The organism is Asanoa iriomotensis, assembly GCF_016862515.1.
GTDB classification, from domain to species: Bacteria; Actinomycetota; Actinomycetes; order Mycobacteriales; family Micromonosporaceae; genus Asanoa; species Asanoa iriomotensis.
This window is the reverse complement of the sequence record NZ_BONC01000005.1, coordinates 106,484-122,623: the sequence shown is the minus strand read 5'-3', so window position 1 is coordinate 122,623 and position 16,140 is coordinate 106,484. Positions and strand designations below refer to the sequence as shown.

20 protein-coding genes are annotated in these 16,140 nt (G+C 71.8%); 11 read left to right on the top strand and 9 right to left on the bottom strand.

Annotated features, from left to right (window positions below):
- Positions 1-4: 4 nt before the first annotated feature.
- Positions 5-673, top strand: a complete 669-nt coding sequence (locus Air01nite_RS05975; protein WP_089251312.1) for a response regulator transcription factor — start codon at positions 5-7, stop codon at positions 671-673.
- Here the strand turns inward: Air01nite_RS05975 and Air01nite_RS05970 are convergent.
- Positions 670-1,104, bottom strand: coding sequence for a DUF4395 domain-containing protein (locus tag Air01nite_RS05970; RefSeq protein WP_203700809.1), 435 nt, complete (start codon positions 1,102-1,104; stop codon positions 670-672). The genes Air01nite_RS05975 and Air01nite_RS05970 overlap by 4 nt on opposite strands.
- Positions 1,105-1,218: 114 nt before the next feature.
- Positions 1,219-1,734: a thioredoxin family protein gene (locus tag Air01nite_RS05965; protein ID WP_239090520.1), complete on the bottom strand. Its 516-nt coding sequence runs from the start codon at positions 1,732-1,734 to the stop codon at positions 1,219-1,221.
- Positions 1,735-1,805: 71 nt separating this feature from the next.
- Between Air01nite_RS05965 and Air01nite_RS05960 the strand changes: the two genes are divergently transcribed.
- Positions 1,806-2,459 carry a class I SAM-dependent DNA methyltransferase gene (locus Air01nite_RS05960; RefSeq protein ID WP_239090519.1) on the top strand — a complete coding sequence of 218 codons (654 nt, stop codon included), beginning with the start codon at positions 1,806-1,808 and terminating at the stop codon, positions 2,457-2,459.
- Between the two features lie 19 nt (positions 2,460-2,478).
- On the top strand, positions 2,479-3,417 hold the full coding sequence (locus Air01nite_RS05955) for a TAXI family TRAP transporter solute-binding subunit (RefSeq protein WP_203700806.1): 939 nt from the start codon (positions 2,479-2,481) through the stop codon (positions 3,415-3,417).
- On the opposite strand, the gene Air01nite_RS05950 is transcribed toward Air01nite_RS05955, so the two are convergent.
- Entirely contained in the window at positions 3,414-4,805 is a 1,392-nt protein-coding gene (locus tag Air01nite_RS05950; protein WP_203700805.1) for a sensor histidine kinase, read from the bottom strand. The genes Air01nite_RS05955 and Air01nite_RS05950 overlap by 4 nt on opposite strands.
- A gap of 6 nt (positions 4,806-4,811) precedes the next feature.
- Positions 4,812-5,477 (bottom strand): response regulator transcription factor, encoded by a 666-nt coding sequence (locus Air01nite_RS05945; RefSeq protein ID WP_203700804.1) that lies wholly within the window; start codon positions 5,475-5,477, stop codon positions 4,812-4,814.
- A 144-nt stretch (positions 5,478-5,621) separates the two neighbouring features.
- On the opposite strand from Air01nite_RS05945, the gene Air01nite_RS05940 reads away from it, so the two are divergent.
- From Air01nite_RS05940 to Air01nite_RS05930, 3 genes are read left to right on the top strand one after another with little or no spacing between them, the layout of a single operon-like run.
- The gene (locus Air01nite_RS05940; protein WP_203700803.1) at positions 5,622-6,644 is read left to right on the top strand and encodes a tripartite tricarboxylate transporter substrate-binding protein; all 1,023 of its coding nucleotides are present in this window, start codon (positions 5,622-5,624) and stop codon (positions 6,642-6,644) included.
- A 1-nt stretch (position 6,645) separates the two neighbouring features.
- Positions 6,646-7,107 (top strand): tripartite tricarboxylate transporter TctB family protein, encoded by a 462-nt coding sequence (locus Air01nite_RS05935; RefSeq protein ID WP_203700802.1) that lies wholly within the window; start codon positions 6,646-6,648, stop codon positions 7,105-7,107.
- 22 nt (positions 7,108-7,129) lie between these two features.
- The gene (locus Air01nite_RS05930) at positions 7,130-8,638 is read left to right on the top strand and encodes a tripartite tricarboxylate transporter permease (RefSeq protein WP_203700801.1); all 1,509 of its coding nucleotides are present in this window, start codon (positions 7,130-7,132) and stop codon (positions 8,636-8,638) included.
- Here Air01nite_RS05930 and Air01nite_RS05925 read toward each other — a convergent pair.
- The 5 genes from Air01nite_RS05925 to sigJ all read right to left on the bottom strand — a co-directional run bounded on the left by Air01nite_RS05925 (position 8,635) and on the right by sigJ (position 13,128).
- The gene (locus Air01nite_RS05925) at positions 8,635-9,993 is read right to left on the bottom strand and encodes a peroxidase family protein (RefSeq protein ID WP_203700799.1); all 1,359 of its coding nucleotides are present in this window, start codon (positions 9,991-9,993) and stop codon (positions 8,635-8,637) included. The genes Air01nite_RS05930 and Air01nite_RS05925 overlap by 4 nt on opposite strands.
- A 25-nt stretch (positions 9,994-10,018) precedes the next feature.
- Entirely contained in the window at positions 10,019-10,774 is a 756-nt protein-coding gene (locus tag Air01nite_RS05920; protein ID WP_203700798.1) for an SDR family oxidoreductase, read from the bottom strand.
- A 134-nt stretch (positions 10,775-10,908) separates the two neighbouring features.
- A complete protein-coding gene (locus Air01nite_RS05915; protein WP_203700797.1) occupies positions 10,909-11,820 on the bottom strand; it encodes an SDR family oxidoreductase in 912 nt (303 codons plus the stop codon).
- Between the two features lie 11 nt (positions 11,821-11,831).
- Positions 11,832-12,182, bottom strand: a complete 351-nt coding sequence (locus Air01nite_RS05910; RefSeq protein ID WP_239090518.1) for a sigma-70 family RNA polymerase sigma factor family protein — start codon at positions 12,180-12,182, stop codon at positions 11,832-11,834.
- Positions 12,183-12,246: 64 nt separating this feature from the next.
- On the bottom strand, positions 12,247-13,128 hold the full coding sequence (gene sigJ / locus Air01nite_RS05905; protein ID WP_203700796.1) for an RNA polymerase sigma factor SigJ: 882 nt from the start codon (positions 13,126-13,128) through the stop codon (positions 12,247-12,249).
- Positions 13,129-13,318: 190 nt separating this feature from the next.
- Between sigJ and Air01nite_RS05900 the strand changes: the two genes are divergently transcribed.
- Genes Air01nite_RS05900 through Air01nite_RS05880 form a run of 5 tightly spaced genes read left to right on the top strand, consistent with a single transcriptional unit; the run spans position 13,319 to position 16,123 of the window.
- Positions 13,319-13,927 carry a TMEM175 family protein gene (locus Air01nite_RS05900; RefSeq protein WP_203700795.1) on the top strand — a complete coding sequence of 203 codons (609 nt, stop codon included), beginning with the start codon at positions 13,319-13,321 and terminating at the stop codon, positions 13,925-13,927.
- Between the two features lie 39 nt (positions 13,928-13,966).
- On the top strand, positions 13,967-15,058 hold the full coding sequence (locus Air01nite_RS05895) for a hypothetical protein (protein ID WP_203700794.1): 1,092 nt from the start codon (positions 13,967-13,969) through the stop codon (positions 15,056-15,058).
- Positions 15,055-15,378, top strand: coding sequence for a hypothetical protein (locus tag Air01nite_RS05890; RefSeq protein ID WP_203700793.1), 324 nt, complete (start codon positions 15,055-15,057; stop codon positions 15,376-15,378). The genes Air01nite_RS05895 and Air01nite_RS05890 overlap by 4 nt, the downstream gene beginning before the upstream one ends.
- On the top strand, positions 15,378-15,755 hold the full coding sequence (locus Air01nite_RS05885) for a YbaB/EbfC family nucleoid-associated protein (RefSeq protein ID WP_203700791.1): 378 nt from the start codon (positions 15,378-15,380) through the stop codon (positions 15,753-15,755). Before Air01nite_RS05890 ends, Air01nite_RS05885 begins: the two co-directional genes overlap by 1 nt.
- Positions 15,752-16,123: a YbaB/EbfC family nucleoid-associated protein gene (locus Air01nite_RS05880; RefSeq protein WP_203700789.1), complete on the top strand. Its 372-nt coding sequence runs from the start codon at positions 15,752-15,754 to the stop codon at positions 16,121-16,123. The genes Air01nite_RS05885 and Air01nite_RS05880 overlap by 4 nt, the downstream gene beginning before the upstream one ends.
- Positions 16,124-16,140 lie beyond the last annotated feature (17 nt).

Below are 16,140 nucleotides of genomic sequence, written 5' to 3'. Positions count from 1 at the left end.
GAGCATGACGACCAGCCCATCGCCGGCCACTCGCACCAAGGTCCTCCTGGTCGACGATCACGACCTCATCCGCAAGGGCCTGCGGCACGCCTTCGAGCGCGACCGTCAGTTCGAGGTCGTGGGCGAGGCCGCCACCGCCGCCGAGGGCGTGCGCCAGGCGGGTGCGCTCCAGCCCGATGTCGTGATCATGGACCTGCGGCTGCCCGACGGCAGCGGCCTCGAGGCCACCCGTGCCCTGCGCAAGTCGAGCGCGACGATGGGCATCGTCGTGCTGACCATGTACGCGGGCGACGACCAGCTCTTCGGTGCGCTCGAGGCGGGCGCCAGCGCGTTCGTCCCGAAGACCGCGCCGGCCGACGAGGTCGTGGCCGCCGCCCGGCACGCCGCGTCGTCGCCGTCCGCGTTCACCGCGGCCGACCTCGCCGAGGCGATGAAGCGCCGGCTGGCCCCGTCGGGCCCGCAGCTCTCCCCCCGCGAGGGCCAGGTGCTGCGCCTGCTCGCCGACGGCATGTCGGTGGCCGGCATCGCCAAGCAGCTGTTCGTCAGCGAGTCGACGGCCAAGACCCACATCTCGAAGCTCTACGAGAAGCTGGGCGCCGCCAACCGCGCACAGGCCCTGATGACGGCCCTGCGACTCGGCCTGCTCGAAGCTCCCGACGCGCCGAAGTTCTAGTCGACGGGGACGCGGGCGGCCATCGGCCGGCCCGTCACCCGGCGTGCCGCGAGATAGAGCTCGCAGCCGAGGCAGAGCCCGAAGGCGCTGTTGAGGAACGCGGCGGCCAGGCCGAAGGCGGCCGCGACGATGCCGACGGCCGTGCCGCCGGCGGCGTACGCGACCGTTGCCGTCAGCGCGAACACGCCTCCGAGCGTCTGCGCGAACCGGACCGGCTCGGCGGGCTCGCGCTCGGTCGGCGGCCGCAGCCGGGGCGCGACCAGCGCGCGGTAGACCAGCGAGTAGGGACCCTTGCGCGGGTCGACGGCGGTGATGGCGAAGATCACGGCCTGGGCCAGCGCGAGCCAACAGGCGCCGGTCACCAGGATCAGCACGAACACGATCGCGGTCAGGCCGGCGGCGAACCGCGGGCCACGGGGGTCGAGCAGCATCGTTTCCACCTCAGGGTCGTCGGGGCCGGCTGTCTGTCGCGCAGCGTCAGCGACAGAGGCTGGCGGCGAGACGACCGTGGTCGACGATGCGGCGGCGGGTGAGCTTGTCGTTCATCACGCGGCCCGGTCCAGCAGCGGTGCGACGGCGGCGAGCACCTGGGCCTTGGCCGGCACGCCGCTGGCCCGCTGGACGATCCGGTCGCCGGCGACGATCAGCGTGGTCGGCGTGCGCCAGATGTCGAGCGCGCGGACCGCGTCGAGGTGGCTCTCCGCGTCGACCTCGAGGTGGGTGACGCCCTCGACCAGGCTGGAGACGTCGGCGAGCACCCGCCGGGTGACCCGGCACGGTGCGCAGAAGGCCGAGGAGAACTGGACGAGCGTGACCGGGGTGGCGGGGTCCACGCCGAGGGCGCGCAGGGTCTGGCTGGCGGCGGCGTGGTCGTCGTCGGCCGCGAGGGTGGCCGGTCGGTCGTCGCTGGGCAGGCCCTCACGCGCCAGCGCCAGGTCGGCCGGGCCGTCGGCGACGGGCCGCAGCCGGCCGTCGCGCCGGTTGTGCCACAGCCCGAAGACGGTCGCCATCGCCAGCACGGCGGCGGCCACCACGAGTCCGGTGACGGCTGATGAACCCACGGATCCTAAGGTGCCACGGATCACCGGTGCGGCGCCATGACGTCGCCCACGTCCGCGTAGGGTCGATGATCGTGATTGAGCCGGACTTCGTGACCACCACGCGCGATTCCTACGACAAGATCGCCACCGGGTACGCCGACACGTTCGCGGACGACATCCAACGCCTGCCGTTGCACACGGCCCTGCTCAGCTGGTTCGCCGACCTGGTCGGTGACGGTCCGGTGCTCGACGTCGGCTGCGGACCCGGCCGGACGACCGGTTTCCTCCACTCGCGCGGTGTCGACATCTCGGGCGTCGACCTCTCCTCCGGGTTCCTGGCGATCGCCCGCGCGGAGAACCCCGGCATCCGGTTCACCCAGGGTTCGATGCTCGCCCTCGACCAGCCGGACGGCAGCCTCGCCGGCCTGGTCGCCAACTACTCGCTGATCCACATCCCGGACGAGGTCCTGCCGGAGGTGCTCGCCGGCTTCCACCGCGTCCTGCGCCCGCGCGGCTGGCTGTGGGTCGCGTTCCAGGTCGGCGACGTGCCCCGGCACCACACCGAGGGCTTCGGCCACCCGGTCGACCTGGTCTTCCGCCGCCGCCAGCCGGACGCGGTGGCCACGTTCCTGACCGAGGCCGGCTTCGACGTGCGGACCCGGGTGGTCCGCGAGCCCGAAGCCAACGAGCCGACCCCGAACGCGATCCTGGTGGCCCGCAAACGCCCGGAGTCTGATCTCGACTGAGGTCGATATCATTTCCGGCATGTTGCGCCGCCGGATGCTGCTGCTGGCCGTTGGTGGGCTGCTCGCCGGGTGTTCCGGGCGCCGCGAGGTCGGCGACGTGGAGCTGCGGCTGGCCACCGGGCCGGCGGGCGCCGTCTACCGGCGGATCGGCGGCGCCCTCGCGCAGCACATCACCGAGCAGGTGCCGGGCGCGCGGGTGACCACCGTGCCGAGCGGCGCGTCGACCGACAACATCCGGATGCTGCGCGCCGGTGAGGTCCATCTTGGACTCTCGAGCCTGGATGCGACCATCACCGGCGACGGCAGCGCGCCCGCGGGCATCTCGGCCGTCTGCCGGCTCTACGACAGCCATCTGCACCTCGTGGTGCTGGCCGGCTCGCCGGTCGACGAGCTGCGGGACCTCGACGGCAAGCGGGTCTCGCTCGGCGCGCACGACTCCGGCACCGAGTTCACCTCACGCCGGGTGCTCTCGCTCGGCCCGGTCCGGGTCGACGCCCGCAACCTCAGCCAGGCCGAGTCCGCCGCCGCGCTGGGCTCGGGCGCGATCGACGCGATGTTCTCGCTGACCGGCGTGCCGACGCCGGCCATCACGGAGCTCGCGCAGCGCCAGCCGATCCGGCTGATCCCGTTGGACGGGCAGGCGGACGCGCTGGTCACCGCCTTCCCTGGGCCGTACGCGCCGGCCCGCATCCCGACGACCGCGTACGCCGGCGTCCCCGCGATCCCCACGGTCGCCGTGCCGAACGTGCTGCTCGCCCGCAACGACCTGGCCGAGGACCTGATCTACGCGATCACCGACACGATCTTCACGCACACCGGCGCGATCACCTCCGGCGAGCGCGACGACAGCGAGGCGCTGCCCGAGGCGTGGCAGATCAACGTGCGCACCGGCATCTCCACGGCGTCGATCCCGCTGCACCCGGGCGCGGCCGCCTGGTTCCGCGACCATAAGCGCTAATCGGATACAGCCGGCAAGGTGACCACGGCGGCGAAGCCGTGGCCCGTCCCGTCCCGGCGCGGCAGGCCGTCCGCCAGCCGCAGCTCGCCGCCGGCCGCGCCGATCAGGTCGGCGCAGATCGCCAGACCCAGGCCGGTGCCGGGCACGTTCTGGTGCCGCGAGGACCGCCAGAACCGGCCCAACGCCTTGGCCCGCTCGGCCGCGGAGATGCCTTCGCCGTCGTCGCGGACCGAGATCGTGACCACGTCGCCCGCCCGCGCCGAGACCTCCACCAGCCGTGCGCCCGACAGCCGCAGCGCGTTGCTGATCAGCTCGTCCAGGATGCTGCCCAGGCCGCCCGGCGGTTCCAGCAGGCGCAGCCCCGGCGGCACGTCGACCGCCAGCGTCTGGCCGGCCGTCGCGGTCAGCGCCCGCCAGCGGTCGACCCGGGTGGCCAGCACGGCGTCGAGGTCCACCGGTGAGGCCGTGCGCATGCTCTCCATCCGCGCGCTGGCCTGCAACGAGTTCAGCGTCCGCTGCATCGCCTTCAGCTCGTCGACCGCGACGTCGAACTCCGGGGCGCCGCGCGGGGACAAGTGCGGGCGCAGGCTCTCGACGGCCAGGCGCAGGCTGGTCAGCGGGTTGCGCAGCTGGTGGGACGCGTCGGAGACGAACGCCCGCTGGCGCTGCACGGCGTTCTCCACCGCGTCCATCATGGTGTTGAACGAGCCCGCGAGCCGGCGCAGCTCGACCGGGCCGGCCTCCGCGTCGGCACGGGTGGTCAGGTCGCCCTGGGAGATCCGCGCGGTCGCGGCGTCCAGCTCCCGCACCGGCCGCAGCACCCAGGCCGACACCGGCCAGGCGACGGCCGACAGGGCGAGCAGCGGCAGCAGGCCGACCCCGGCCAGTCGGGCCCAGCGCAGCAGGATGCGCTCCCGCGTCTTCGACAGGTCGGAGATCGCCACGACCGCGCCGACGACCTCGCTGTCCCGGCCGACCGGCTCCGCGACGACGAGCGCCGAGTCGGCCCACGGCGCCCACTCGGCCGACGGCTCCGAGCGGGCGCCGGCCAGTGCCGCGGTCACGATCCGGGGCAGGGCGGGCTGCGACTCGGCCGCCTCCTGGTACGCCGTGACCGGGCCCAGCAGCACCGCGCCCGCCGGGTCGATGAGCGCCACCGGGATGCCGTACAACTCGTGATAGCGGGTCAGTTCCTGGCGGAGGGCCTCGGTGCGCCCGGTCGAGAGCGCGGTCTCGGCCAGCGAGGCGAACCGGCCGACGTCGTTGAGCCGGTCGACGTAGGTCTCCTGCATCTCCCGCTCGGCGACCGTGATGCTGAGCGGCACACCGAGTGCCGCGACGAGCAGCACGGCGAGCGGCACCAGCACCATGAGCAGGCGGCGGTGCACGGCTGGTCAGCCGACCAACCGGTAGCCGACACCGTGGACGGTCCGGATCTCGACCCCCGGCCGGCTCAGCTTGTGGCGCAGCGCCGCGATGTGGGTGTCGAGGGTGCGGCTCGACGTCTCCCAGGTGGCGCCCCAGATCTGGTCGAGGATGACGTCGCGTTCGACCACGTTCGGCGCCCGCCGGGCGAGCAGCAGGAGCAGCTCGAACTCCTTGCGGGTCAACGTCACCGGCGTGCCGTCGACGACCACCTCGCGGGTGCCGACGAGGATCCGCAGCGGGCCCAGGACGAGCGGCTCGGCGGGGTCGCCCTGTGCCCGGGCGGCCCGGGTGCGGCGCAGCACGGCCTCGATCCTGGCCAGCAGCTCGGGGACGCCGAACGGCTTGACGATGTAGTCGTCGGCGCCGGCGCGCAGGCCGCGTACCCGCTCGTGCTCCTCGGAACGCGCGGTCACCGCGATGACGGCGGTCTGGGGCCGGTCGCGCAGCTTGCGGATCACCTCGAGCCCGTCGCCGTCGGGCAGGCCCAGGTCGACGAGGACCACATCGGACGGTGCGGCGCGGACGGCCTCGGCCGCCGTGGCGAGGCGGAGCACCTCGAAGCCGGCCTGGGACAGGACGGTCACGAGACCGCGCGCCACCCGGTCGTCGTCCTCGATGACGGTGATCCGCATACCGAATTGTATGGCCGGCCCATCGACCGTCGAGCCCGCGAGTTCTTGGGATTTCTTTGACACCATCGGCGTCCCGCTCGACCCAGACTGGTTGCCGATCCATCGACAGATTCATGTGCATACGCTGATAAGGAGGCCGCGTTCATGAGGACCACCAGCAGGCGCCGGGCCGCGACGCTCGCCGCGATCGGCGTGCTGTCGCTCATAGCCGCCTGTTCCGACGGCGGTGGCGGTGGTGCCAGCGGCGGCGACGCCGGCAGCGCCTACCCCGACCAGAACATCACGTTCATCGTGCCGTTCAGCGCGGGCGGCCCGACGGACACCGTCACCCGCATGCTCGCCGACCCGATGGCGAAGCAGCTCAAGGGCAAGATCGTGGTGCAGAACGTGGAAGGCGCCGGCGGCACCGTGGGCGCGGGCGAGGTCGCGCGCGCCGAGCCGGACGGCTACACCGTGCTGATGCACCACATCGGCATGTCCACCGCGCCGGCGCTGTACGCCGACCTCGGCTACAAGCCCCTCGAGGACTTCGAGATGGTCGGGCTCGTCACCGAGGTGCCGATGACGATCGTCGCGCGCAAGGACTTCCCGCCGGCGACGATGCAGGAGCTGGTCAGCTACGTGAAGGACAACGCCGGCAAGGTCACGCTGGCCAACGCCGGCATCGGCGCCGCGTCCCACCTGTGCGGTCTGCTGTTCCAGAACGCCGTCGGCGTCAAGCTGCAGGAGGTTCCCTACGAGGGCACCGGCCCGGCGCTCACCGACCTCGTCGGTGGCCAGGTCGACTTCATGTGCGACCAGACGACCAACACCAGCGGTCAGATCACCGCCGGCAAGGTCAAGGCGTACGCGGTGACGACGCCGGAGCGGGTGAAGAGCCTGCCCGACCTGCCCACCACGGCCGAGTCCGGGCTGTCCAACCTGCAGGTCGGCGTGTGGCACGGGCTCTACGTGCCCAAGGGCACGCCGCCGGAGGTCGTCCAGAAGCTGACCGAGGCGCTCAAGGTGGCGCTGGCCGACCAGGCGGTCATCGACCAGATGGCCAAGCTCGGCGCCGCACCGGTCGCGGCCGACCAGGCGACGCCCGAGGCGCACCGGGCCAAGCTCGAGGAGCAGCTCGCCACGTGGGCCAAGGTGATCGCCGACGCCGGGGTCAAGGCCGGCTGACGTGGAGCGCCGCCGGTCCTTCCCCGACGTCCTCGCCGGGGGAATCTTCGTACTGATCGGTGGCGCGTTCGCGGTGGGGTCGCTCAGCTACTCGCTGGGCACCCCGCTGCGGATGGGCCCCGGCTACTTCCCGCTGGTGGTGGGCGCCATCATGGCCGCGCTCGGCCTCGCGATCGTGGTCAAGGGACTGATCGCGGGCGAGGTCGTCGAGTTCGGCGCGATCCCCTGGCGCGCGGTCGCCGCCCTGACGGTCGCGCTGGTGTTCTTCGGGTTCACCGTGCGGCGCCTCGGCTTCGTGCCGACCAGCCTGGTGACCGCCTTCCTGGTCACGCTGGCCAGCCAGCGCGTCAAGCTGCTCACGGCCCTGGCCGTGGCCGCCGGGCTGACGGTGGCCAGCACGCTCATCTTCGTCGTCGGACTCCAGCTGCGGATCCCGTTGTTCGGTCCGTGGCTCGGCCTCTGACGCGCGTCACCCGGATTGAGGCATGGAACTTCTCGACAACCTCGCGCTGGGCTTCTCGACCGCGTTCCTGGTCCAGAACGTCCTCTACTGCTTCGTGGGCGTGCTGCTCGGCACGGCGGTCGGCGTGCTGCCCGGCATCGGCCCCACGGCGACCGTGGCGATGCTGCTGCCGATCACCTTCAGCTTCGAGCCGGTGACCGCGCTGATCATGCTGGCCGGCATCTACTACGGCGCACAGTACGGCGGCTCGACGACCGCCATCCTGATCAACCTGCCCGGTGAGTCGTCGGCGGCGGTGACCGCGCTCGACGGCCACGCGATGGCCCGCCAGGGCCGGGCAGGTCCGGCGCTGGCCGCGGCCGCGATCGGCTCGTTCATCGCGGGCACGGTCGCCACGGTCGTGCTGGCCGTCGCCGCGCCGCCGCTCGCCGACATCGCGCTGAAGTTCGGCCCGGCCGAGTACTTCTCGCTCGTGCTGCTCGGCCTGATCGTCTCGATCGCGCTGGCCCGCGGCTCGGCGCTCAAGGCGCTCGCGATGATCGCCCTCGGCATCATGTTTGGCACGGTCGGCCAGGACATCTACACCGGCACGCCGCGATTCGTCTTCGATCAGCGCGAGCTCTACGGCGGCATCGACTTCGTGTCGGTCGCCGTGGGCATGTTCGGCGTGGCGGAGATCCTGCGCAACCTGGAGAACGAGCACACGCGTACGGCCACCGTCGGCAAGGTGAAGAACCTGTGGCCGACGGCCGAGGACCGGCGCCGGATCGTCGGCCCGATCCTGCGGGGCACGGGCCTCGGCGCCGCGCTCGGCGTGCTGCCCGGCGGTGGGCACGTGCTCGCGTCGTTCACGTCGTACGCCGTCGAAAAACGCATCTCCAAGCGCAAGCAGGAGTTCGGCCGCGGCGCGATCGAGGGCGTTGCCGGCCCGGAGTCGGCGAACAACGCGGCCGCGCAGACGTCGTTCATTCCGCTGCTCACCCTGGGCCTGCCCGCGCACCCGGTGATGGCGCTGATGATCGGCGCGTTCATCGTGCACGGCATCACGCCCGGGCCGAACGTCATCACCGACGAGCCGGCCCTGTTCTGGGGCCTGATCGCCTCGATGTGGATCGGCAACGTGCTGCTCGTGCTGCTGAACCTGCCGCTGATCGGGATGTGGGTGCGGATGCTGCGCATCCCGTACGCGGTGCTGTTCCCGATGATCATCCTGTTCGCGGCGATCGGCACGTACTCGCTGAGCTTCAACGCCTTCGACGTGTACGCGATCGCGTTCTTCGGCCTGCTCGGCTACATCCTGATCAAGTGCGGCTGCGAGCCGGCGCCGCTGCTCCTCGGCTTCGTGCTCGGCCCCCTGCTGGAGGAGAACCTGCGCCGCGCCCTGATCATCTCGCGCGGCGACGCCACGGTCTTCCTCACCCGCCCGATCTCCGCCTCCCTGCTCGTGGTCGCCGTGGTCGCTCTCGTGATCGCCGTGCTCCCGGCCATCAGCAAGCGCCGCGAGGAGGTGTTCACCGAGGACGACGCCTAGGCCCCCAGCATCAGCAGGTCGGAGAGTTGGTAGCTCGGGCCCGCGGCCGGCAGGTGCGGTTGCCACCGGGGGTCCCGGCTCAGGTAGCTCGCCCGGTCCGCGCGCAGCAGTCCGATCAGGACCTCCGCCACGATCCGGCCGCCGACCGGGCCGAGCCGGTCGCCGCCGCCGCGGTGCTCGGCCTCCTTGAGGATGTAGAACCACAGCGGGGTGCCGGTCGGCCAGTCGTGGGCCAACTCCTCGTCGCTCAACGGCGGCTCGCCCAGCAGCGCGGCGATCTCCTCGCCGCTGGGCAGGCCCGTGGTCTCGCCGCGGAGCAGGTCGCGCACCGCGAGCGAGCGGTAGGCCGCCGTGTCGACCGCGCCCGTGACCTGCTCCGGCAGGCCGATCAGGCTCGCCGCCAGCCGGCCGTCGAGGCGCTTCGCCCGCTGCGCCGGCGGGTGGCCGGGCACGTCGAAGATCTGCGTCAGGTCCAGCCGCCGGTCGGCGGGCAGCGGGCCGAAGCCGACCAGGTCCGGGAACAGCGGGACCGCCGGGCCGCCCTCGACCAGCCGGTACGTGTGCCGGATCTGCCCGTGGCCGTAGCGGTAGGCGGCGTCGGCGAACTCCAACGGGATGAAGGCCTGCCCGTGCCGGGGCTTGAACCACCGCCCGCCCTCGGCGAGCACCTGCGCGACCAGCGGCGCACCGACCAGCCGCGGCAGGAAGTCGTGCACCACGATCCACTGGTAGTGGGCGGTGAGCGTGTTCCGCGCCGTGTCGAAGACCTCGCCCTCCCGGACGCCCTTGTCGCGCAGCAGGTCGACGATCGCGTTGTGCGCCCGCAGCAGCGCCACGTGCAGGCTCAGCGCGAACAGGTGCACGTCGTTGCGCGGGTCGCCGATCAGCGCGACGCCCTGGTGGTTGCGCGGCACGTCGCCGCCGTCCGGGCCGAGCAGGAACCTGGCCGGGTCGTTGACGTCGAACAGGAACGCTGACCCGATCGGGCCGTCCGAGTAGAGGATCTCCAGGTTGAGCATCGGGGCGCGGGCGTTGCGCAGCGCCTCGGTGGCCACCCCGCCGCTGATCGGCGACCGGTCGGCGGTGATGTCGTGTGCCACGAGCTGGCCGAAGAACGGCCAACCGGCGGCCTCCGTGGCGTCGTCGCCGTCGGCGTTCAGCTCGTCCAGGGTCGCCGCCGCGTCGCAGATGCCGCCGTCACTGCCCGCCCGCATCAGCACCTGCGGGTCGGAGGCCAGCGGGTCGAGGTCCCGGAACATCCGACCGTAGCGGGCCGCACCGGTGGGCCGGTCGACGGCGCGGTTCGGGCCGAGGCAGTGGTCGCGGGCGGCGGCATGGCTGCCGTGCTGGTGCATGATGCTCTCTTTCGTGTCCGGTCGGTCAGTGCCGGGAGCCGTCGCGGCCCGGCCACTCGAAGAACTCGATCTCGCCGAGGCTCGCGCCGTCGCCCGGCAGCAGGGTCCGCTCGCCGAGCTCCGCGCCGAAATACCTGGCGTCGGGGTCGGTGACCACCGTCCGCTGGTCGCCGCGCAGCGGGAGCGCGTCGCGGAAGAACTCGTCCATCCGGTACTGGTCAGGCCCGGCGACCTCGACGGTCGCGTTCAGCGGCGCGGCCGTCGCGACCTTGACGACGGCGTCGGCGACGTCCTCGCTCGCCATCGGCTGGAACAGCACCGGCGCGAACCGGACGTCGTCACCGTCGGCACCGGCGTTGGCCATGCTGGTGACGAACTCGAAGAACTGCGTCGCGTGCAGCACCGAGTACGGCGTCTTCGCGTCCTTGATCAGCTTCTCCTGCGCCTGCTTGGCCCGGAAGTAGCCGCTGTCCTGCAGGCGTTCGGTGCCGACCACCGACAGCGCGAGGTGGTGGCCGACGCCCGCGGCCTCCTCCGCCGCGAGCACGTTGGCGGTGGAGGTCTGGAAGAACTCCATGACGTCGGCGTCCGCGAACGACGGCGAGTTGGACACGTCGACCACCACGTCGGCGCCGGCGAGGGCCTCGGCGAGACCCTCACCGGTGATCGTGTCGACGCCCGTGTTCGGTGCCGCCGCCACGGCCTCGTGGCCGTGCTCGCCGAGCTTCGACACGACCTTCGACCCGATCAGGCCGGTGCCGCCGATGACCACGATCTTCATGACCTACCTCCTGTACGCGATGACGTCCGGGTACCCGCTATGACAGGACAGCCGGCGGGGCTGTGACAGCTCGTTGGGGAAAAAAGTCGGGCCGGTCGAACCACACGAGACACAGGAGGACCGCCGCGCTTCTCCTAGCTCACCGCCTCGGCTCCCGCGAGCCCGACGGTGTACTCCCAGAGCCGGGCGGCCTCCGCCTCGTCCCGGGCCGGTTTGTAGACGGCCAGCTCGGTCGGGGCGCCCTTGAACTCGCCGAAACCGTCCGGGCCGTAGAGCCGGCCGCCCTGCGCCTGCGGGCTCGTCGCCGCGTACACGACGGGAAGTGTGCCCTGCTCCACGCCGTGCACCAGCAGGCCCAGGCGGTTGAGCCGGCGCATGATCGCCTCGTGCGGCGCGGGGCGCTTTCGGCCCAGGTTCGGGCCGGCCTGGTAGAGGCCGGTCAGCGTCGTGCCGGGGTGCGCGGCGTTGCTGACGATGCCCCAACCGCCCGCCCGGCTGCGCCGGTCGAGTTCCAGCGCGAACATCAGATTCGCCAACTTCGACTGGTTGTACGCGCGTACAGGCGAATATTTCCGGTCGCTCTGCAGGTCAGCCCAGTTGAGCTTCGCGTGGCGGGCCGCGGCGCTGGTCACGGTCGTCACCCGGGCGTCGCCGGCGCGCAGCAGCGGCAGCAGCCCGAAGGTGAGCGCGGCGTGCCCGACGTAGTTGGTGCCGAACTGCAGCTCCAGGCCGTCCTGCGTGGTGTGCCGGGTGGCGGGCGCCAGCACGCCCGCGTTGTTGACGAGGATCCCGATCGGCCGGCCGTCCGCGTTGAGCTGGTCCGTCAGCGCGGTGACCGACGCCAGCGACGCCAGGTCCAGCGTGCGCACGGCGACCTGGGCGCCGGGAACCTCGTTTTTTATGCGGTCGAGCGCCGCCAGGCCTTTCGCGGCGTCGCGGACGCCGAGCAGCACCTCCGCGCCGCCGGCGGCCAGGTGGGTCGCCACGCCCAGGCCGATGCCGCCGCTCGCGCCGGTCACCAGCGCGTACGTATTCTCGTTCTTCATTACAGCTCTCCTCAGCGGCGATGCCAGCCGTGCAGCTTGGCCGGGCTGAGCACGATCCAGAGGAAGGCGATCCCGGTGTCGGCCGCCTTGACGGCGACCACCGCGACCGCTCTTCCCTCCTGGCGCAGTGCCAGCCCCGCGCGGCCGTTGACGGACTCGATCGTCAGCTCGTCGTGGTTACCGAACAGCTCCACGAGCAGGCCGGCGACGGCGGGCGCACCGACCCTTGTGGGTCTGGTGTCGCACACCGCCACCACGCCGGCGTCCAGGGCGGCGTGCAGCTCGGCGACGTCGCCCCGGCGGCAGGCCCCGACGAGCCTGCGGACGAGGTCGTCCTGCCGGTCGAGCATGCTCGCTGTCACGTCCTCGGTCTGCTGGTGGTTCGCAGCTATGACCGGGTGGCGGGCCGGTTTGTGACGCCTTGGGTCAGCCGACCGCGGCGTTCTTGTCGGGGTTGACCAGCCACAGCACCTGGTCGATGCCGTCGGTCGAGGCGCTGACCGTGAGCAGGCCGTACACGGTGCCGTCGTGCTGCCGGAGCAGCGCGGAGGTCTGCCCGTTCGTGGTCGCCCACTCGACCCGGACGCCGCCCCAGAACCAGGACATCGCGTGCAGGAACGTCGCCACGCGGGCCGCGCCGGTGACCACCCGGCGGGCGACCTGCTTGCGGCCGTTGCCGTCGGACCAACTGGTCACGTCGGGCGCGAAGAGCTTCTCCAGCGCGGCCATGTCGCCGGTGCGGGCGGCCGCGATGAACGAGGTGAGCAGCTCCCGCTGGGCGTCGGCGCTGACCGGGGTGCGTTTGTCGCTGGTGACCGCCTTGCGGGCCCGGCTGACGAGCTGGCGCACCGCTGGCTCGGTCGAGTGCAGGATGTCGGCGATCTGCCCGTACGGGTAGTCGAAGGCCTCCCGGAGCACATAGGCGGCGCGCTCGTTCGGGGTGAGCTTCTCCATCAGCATCAGCGCCGCGAACTCCAGGGCCTCGCCGCGCTCGGCGCCGAGGTAGGGGTCGTTGCTGGTGTCGACGGGCTCGGGCAGCCACGGCCCGACGTAGGTCTCGCGCCTCACCCGGGCCGACTGGAGCGCGTTGATCGCCAGGCGGGTCGTGGTCGTCGCGAGGAAGGCGCCCGGGTTCTCGACCTTGGTGCGGTCAGTGGTCTGCCAGCGCAGCCACACCTCCTGCACCAGGTCCTCGGCCTCGGCGGCACTGCTGAGCATGCGGTACGCGATGCCGAAGAGGCGGGGGCGGACGCTCGTGAAAACCGTGGCGGCCTCGTCGAGGTCGTCCGTGCGAACCGGCTCCACCATCGCTCCCCCGTCCGCTCGTGCCGCCGACAGGCCCATCCTTCGCCGAACGGCGCCGGAATACCAACGACCAGTGATGTTGGCGACCACCGGTTCGCTGTCACAGATCCGGCGCCTGTCCTGTCTCGGCTGGGTGAGGCCCGCTCCCCCCGCGGGCCTCACCCCCCTCTCTTGACGAAAGGCGGTGCGTCCGGTGCGGACCACGCGGCTGGAAGCGTTCAGTGACGGCGTTCTCGCGATCATCATCACGATCATGGTGTTGGAGCTGGCCGTGCCGGAGGGTCACGACCTTTCCGCGCTGCTGCACACCGCCGGCGTCGGGCTGCTGAGCTACCTGCTCAGCTTCGCGTTCGTCGGGATCTACTGGAACAACCACCACCACATGTTCCACCTGGTGAAGCGGGTCAACGGCGGTGTGTTGTGGGCGAACCTGGCGCTGCTGTTCTGCCTGTCGCTGTTTCCGTTCACGACGGCGTGGATGGACGAGACGCGGTTCGCGCGTACACCTGTCGTGGTGTATGGGCTCAACCTGTTGGCCGCGTCGTTCGCCTATCTCGTGCTGCAGTTGGTGATCATCCGTCAGGAGGGGCCCTCGTCGCCGTTGCGCGCCGCGATCGGTGCCGACGTCAAGGGGAAGGTCTCCACCGCGCTCTACCTGGTGGGTGTCCTTTGTGCTCTGTCGATCGGGTCCGTCGTGGCGCTGGGCTGTTTCGTGGCCGCGGCGGTGCTCTGGATCGTGCCCGACCGGCGGATCGACCGGGCCGTCCAACAGCTTGACGGGGCGCCGCACGCTTCGCCCTAGTGGTAACGTCCAGCGCCGTAGCGGGCTGGGGGGAGCGCTGTGGGCACATCCGTCGAGACGCAGACCCTGCGGGGTGCGGCACGGGCCTATGTGGAGTTCGGCCGGCAGTTGCACGACGACGTCTCCACCGCGTTGCCGAAGTGCTCGATCCCGGGCACCGCGATCCCGACTCCTGACTCCGGCTTCGCGGCGACGTACGGTGCCGCGTACACGGCCGCCGATCTCGGTGTCCGGGCGTGCGCCGACGTGTTCACGGCGGTGGGCAACGCGCTGACCCGGGTGGCCAACCACTACGAGGACCAGGAGTCCGAGAACGCGAAGATGTTCGGCGGGCGGCCGATCCCGGCACCGGCGTTCCCGGCGCCGCGGGAGATGTCGACCTCCGCGAGTGCGGGTGAGACCACGCGGTTCCTGGTCGCCGAGGGCGCGATCATCGCCACCCTGGAGGTGGCGACCATCCGCCTGATGATCGCGGCGTCCGCGATCCCGGCGCTCTTCGTGCACTTCGCCGGCATCGCCGCCCTGGCGTTGCTCAAGGACCCGATCCCCTACTTCAACGCCGCCGCCGGCTGGGGCGAGCTGGAGAAAAACCTGGCGCTGGCCGGCGCGCAGGTCCTGCCGCTGGCGGAGCGGGTGGTCAACGAGGCGAAGTGGGAGGGCGACGGCGCCGACGCGTTCCTCAACTTCGTCTCCAACCAGTTCGACCCGGCCGTCAACCAGCTCCTGTCGCTGGTGAGCGAGCTCAAGAACCAGTGCGTCACCATGGGCGTGGTGATGTCGGCGGCGGACCTGAGCTACCTGATCGGCACGGCGCTGATCACGACGGGCCTGATCGCCGCGGCGGCCAACCCGGAGCCGGCGACGCGCACGGCGCTGGGTTGGGGTTTCGCGACGCAGTACGTGCTGGAGGTGAGCGGCCTGATCGTCGAGGTCGCCGGCACCGCGGCGGCGGTGGCGTTGACCAACGGGGGCATCACCACGGAGACGGCGAAGCTCAACGGCTACTTCGGCACGGAGAGCAAGGAACTGACCGTCAACTCGGCGGCGCTGACACCGCAGCGGATGACCGAGATCCAGACCTGGGAGCAGGGCGGATGGACCAACAAGAAGGTCCCGGAGCCGGTGGCATGAGCGATCTCGCGGGCGCGCGCCGACAGGCGCTGACGCGGGTCTTCACGCTGCTGGGTGCTTCGTTCGTCCTGTCGTGCGTGTCCGCCTACCTGCTGGTCGGCCCGTCCGTCGCAGCCGGCTGGGTCGTGGGGTTGCTGGCGTTGGCGCTGGCCGTCGTCGGGGTGGTGGGCTTCCATCGGTTCCCGGGCCCGTCGCCGTCGCACCGTTCGCGCTATGGGCCGGGCGAGCTGGGCAGCACGCGGGCCCTGGCGTGGTCCCTGGCGCTGCTCGCCCAACTGCCGTGGGTGATCGCGCTGACCGTCCTGATGGACCGGCCGTGATGCACGATTTCATCGAGCGGTTCCTGGAGACGAGCGAGCAGCACTACCGCAGCGATGTCGGCCCGGAGCGGTTGCGGGCGGCGGCCGTCGAGTTCCAGGCGGGCCTGCAGGAGCTGATGAACCGCACGGTGACGGCGACGGACGCGTCGGGTTACGTCGAGGCGACGGTGTCGCTGGGCGGCAAGCTCGTGCGCACGTACGTCTCGCCGCACGCGCTGCGCGACCTGACGGCCGTCGACCTGGCGGCGGTCTGCGTGGAGGCGATCGCCGCCGCCCGCGCGTCGGCCGCGGAGACGTTCCAGGCTTCGGTCGGGGATTTCCCGTCGCGCTTCGCCGACCTGGACCCCGCCGACCTGATCCGCCGGAGCAAGGTATGACTGTCCCTGATCCCTTCGCCCTGGCGGAGGCGGTCCGCGGCCTGGCCGCCGACCCGACGGCCCTGCAGGACCACCTCGGCACGGTCGTGTCGGGTGTGGCGGCGGAGTCCTTCACCGGGTCAGCCCTGTCCGGGGGCGTGGTGGCCACGGTGGACGGGCTGGGTGCGCTGCGCGGCATCGAGATCACCGAGACGGCCAGGCGCCGCACTGACAACCTGACCCTGGGCGACGCGATCACGGAAGCGGTAGCGGCCGCGGAACGCACGGCCCGCACGACGCTGGTGTCCCGGGCGGCGGCGGTCGCCTTGAACCACCGCTACGGCGCGGTCCTCACCGAGGAGCAACTCCGCCGCTTCATCCCGGAGTAGCCCGTCGGCACCCATCG

Coding starts and splice junctions, on each gene's coding strand:
- Air01nite_RS05925 (WP_203700799.1), bottom strand. CDS start 9,993: ATGCACCAGCACGGCAGCCATGCCGCCGCCCGCGACCACTGCCTCGGC.
- Air01nite_RS05955 (WP_203700806.1), top strand. CDS start 2,479: ATGTTGCGCCGCCGGATGCTGCTGCTGGCCGTTGGTGGGCTGCTCGCC.
- Air01nite_RS05930 (WP_203700801.1), top strand. CDS start 7,130: ATGGAACTTCTCGACAACCTCGCGCTGGGCTTCTCGACCGCGTTCCTG.
- Air01nite_RS05970 (WP_203700809.1), bottom strand. CDS start 1,104: ATGCTGCTCGACCCCCGTGGCCCGCGGTTCGCCGCCGGCCTGACCGCG.
- Air01nite_RS05890 (WP_203700793.1), top strand. CDS start 15,055: ATGAGCGATCTCGCGGGCGCGCGCCGACAGGCGCTGACGCGGGTCTTC.
- Air01nite_RS05885 (WP_203700791.1), top strand. CDS start 15,378: ATGCACGATTTCATCGAGCGGTTCCTGGAGACGAGCGAGCAGCACTAC.
- Air01nite_RS05940 (WP_203700803.1), top strand. CDS start 5,622: ATGAGGACCACCAGCAGGCGCCGGGCCGCGACGCTCGCCGCGATCGGC.
- Air01nite_RS05915 (WP_203700797.1), bottom strand. CDS start 11,820: ATGAAGAACGAGAATACGTACGCGCTGGTGACCGGCGCGAGCGGCGGC.
- Air01nite_RS05945 (WP_203700804.1), bottom strand. CDS start 5,477: ATGCGGATCACCGTCATCGAGGACGACGACCGGGTGGCGCGCGGTCTC.
- Air01nite_RS05920 (WP_203700798.1), bottom strand. CDS start 10,774: ATGAAGATCGTGGTCATCGGCGGCACCGGCCTGATCGGGTCGAAGGTC.
- Air01nite_RS05880 (WP_203700789.1), top strand. CDS start 15,752: ATGACTGTCCCTGATCCCTTCGCCCTGGCGGAGGCGGTCCGCGGCCTG.
- sigJ (WP_203700796.1), bottom strand. CDS start 13,128: ATGGTGGAGCCGGTTCGCACGGACGACCTCGACGAGGCCGCCACGGTT.
- Air01nite_RS05975 (WP_089251312.1), top strand. CDS start 5: ATGACGACCAGCCCATCGCCGGCCACTCGCACCAAGGTCCTCCTGGTC.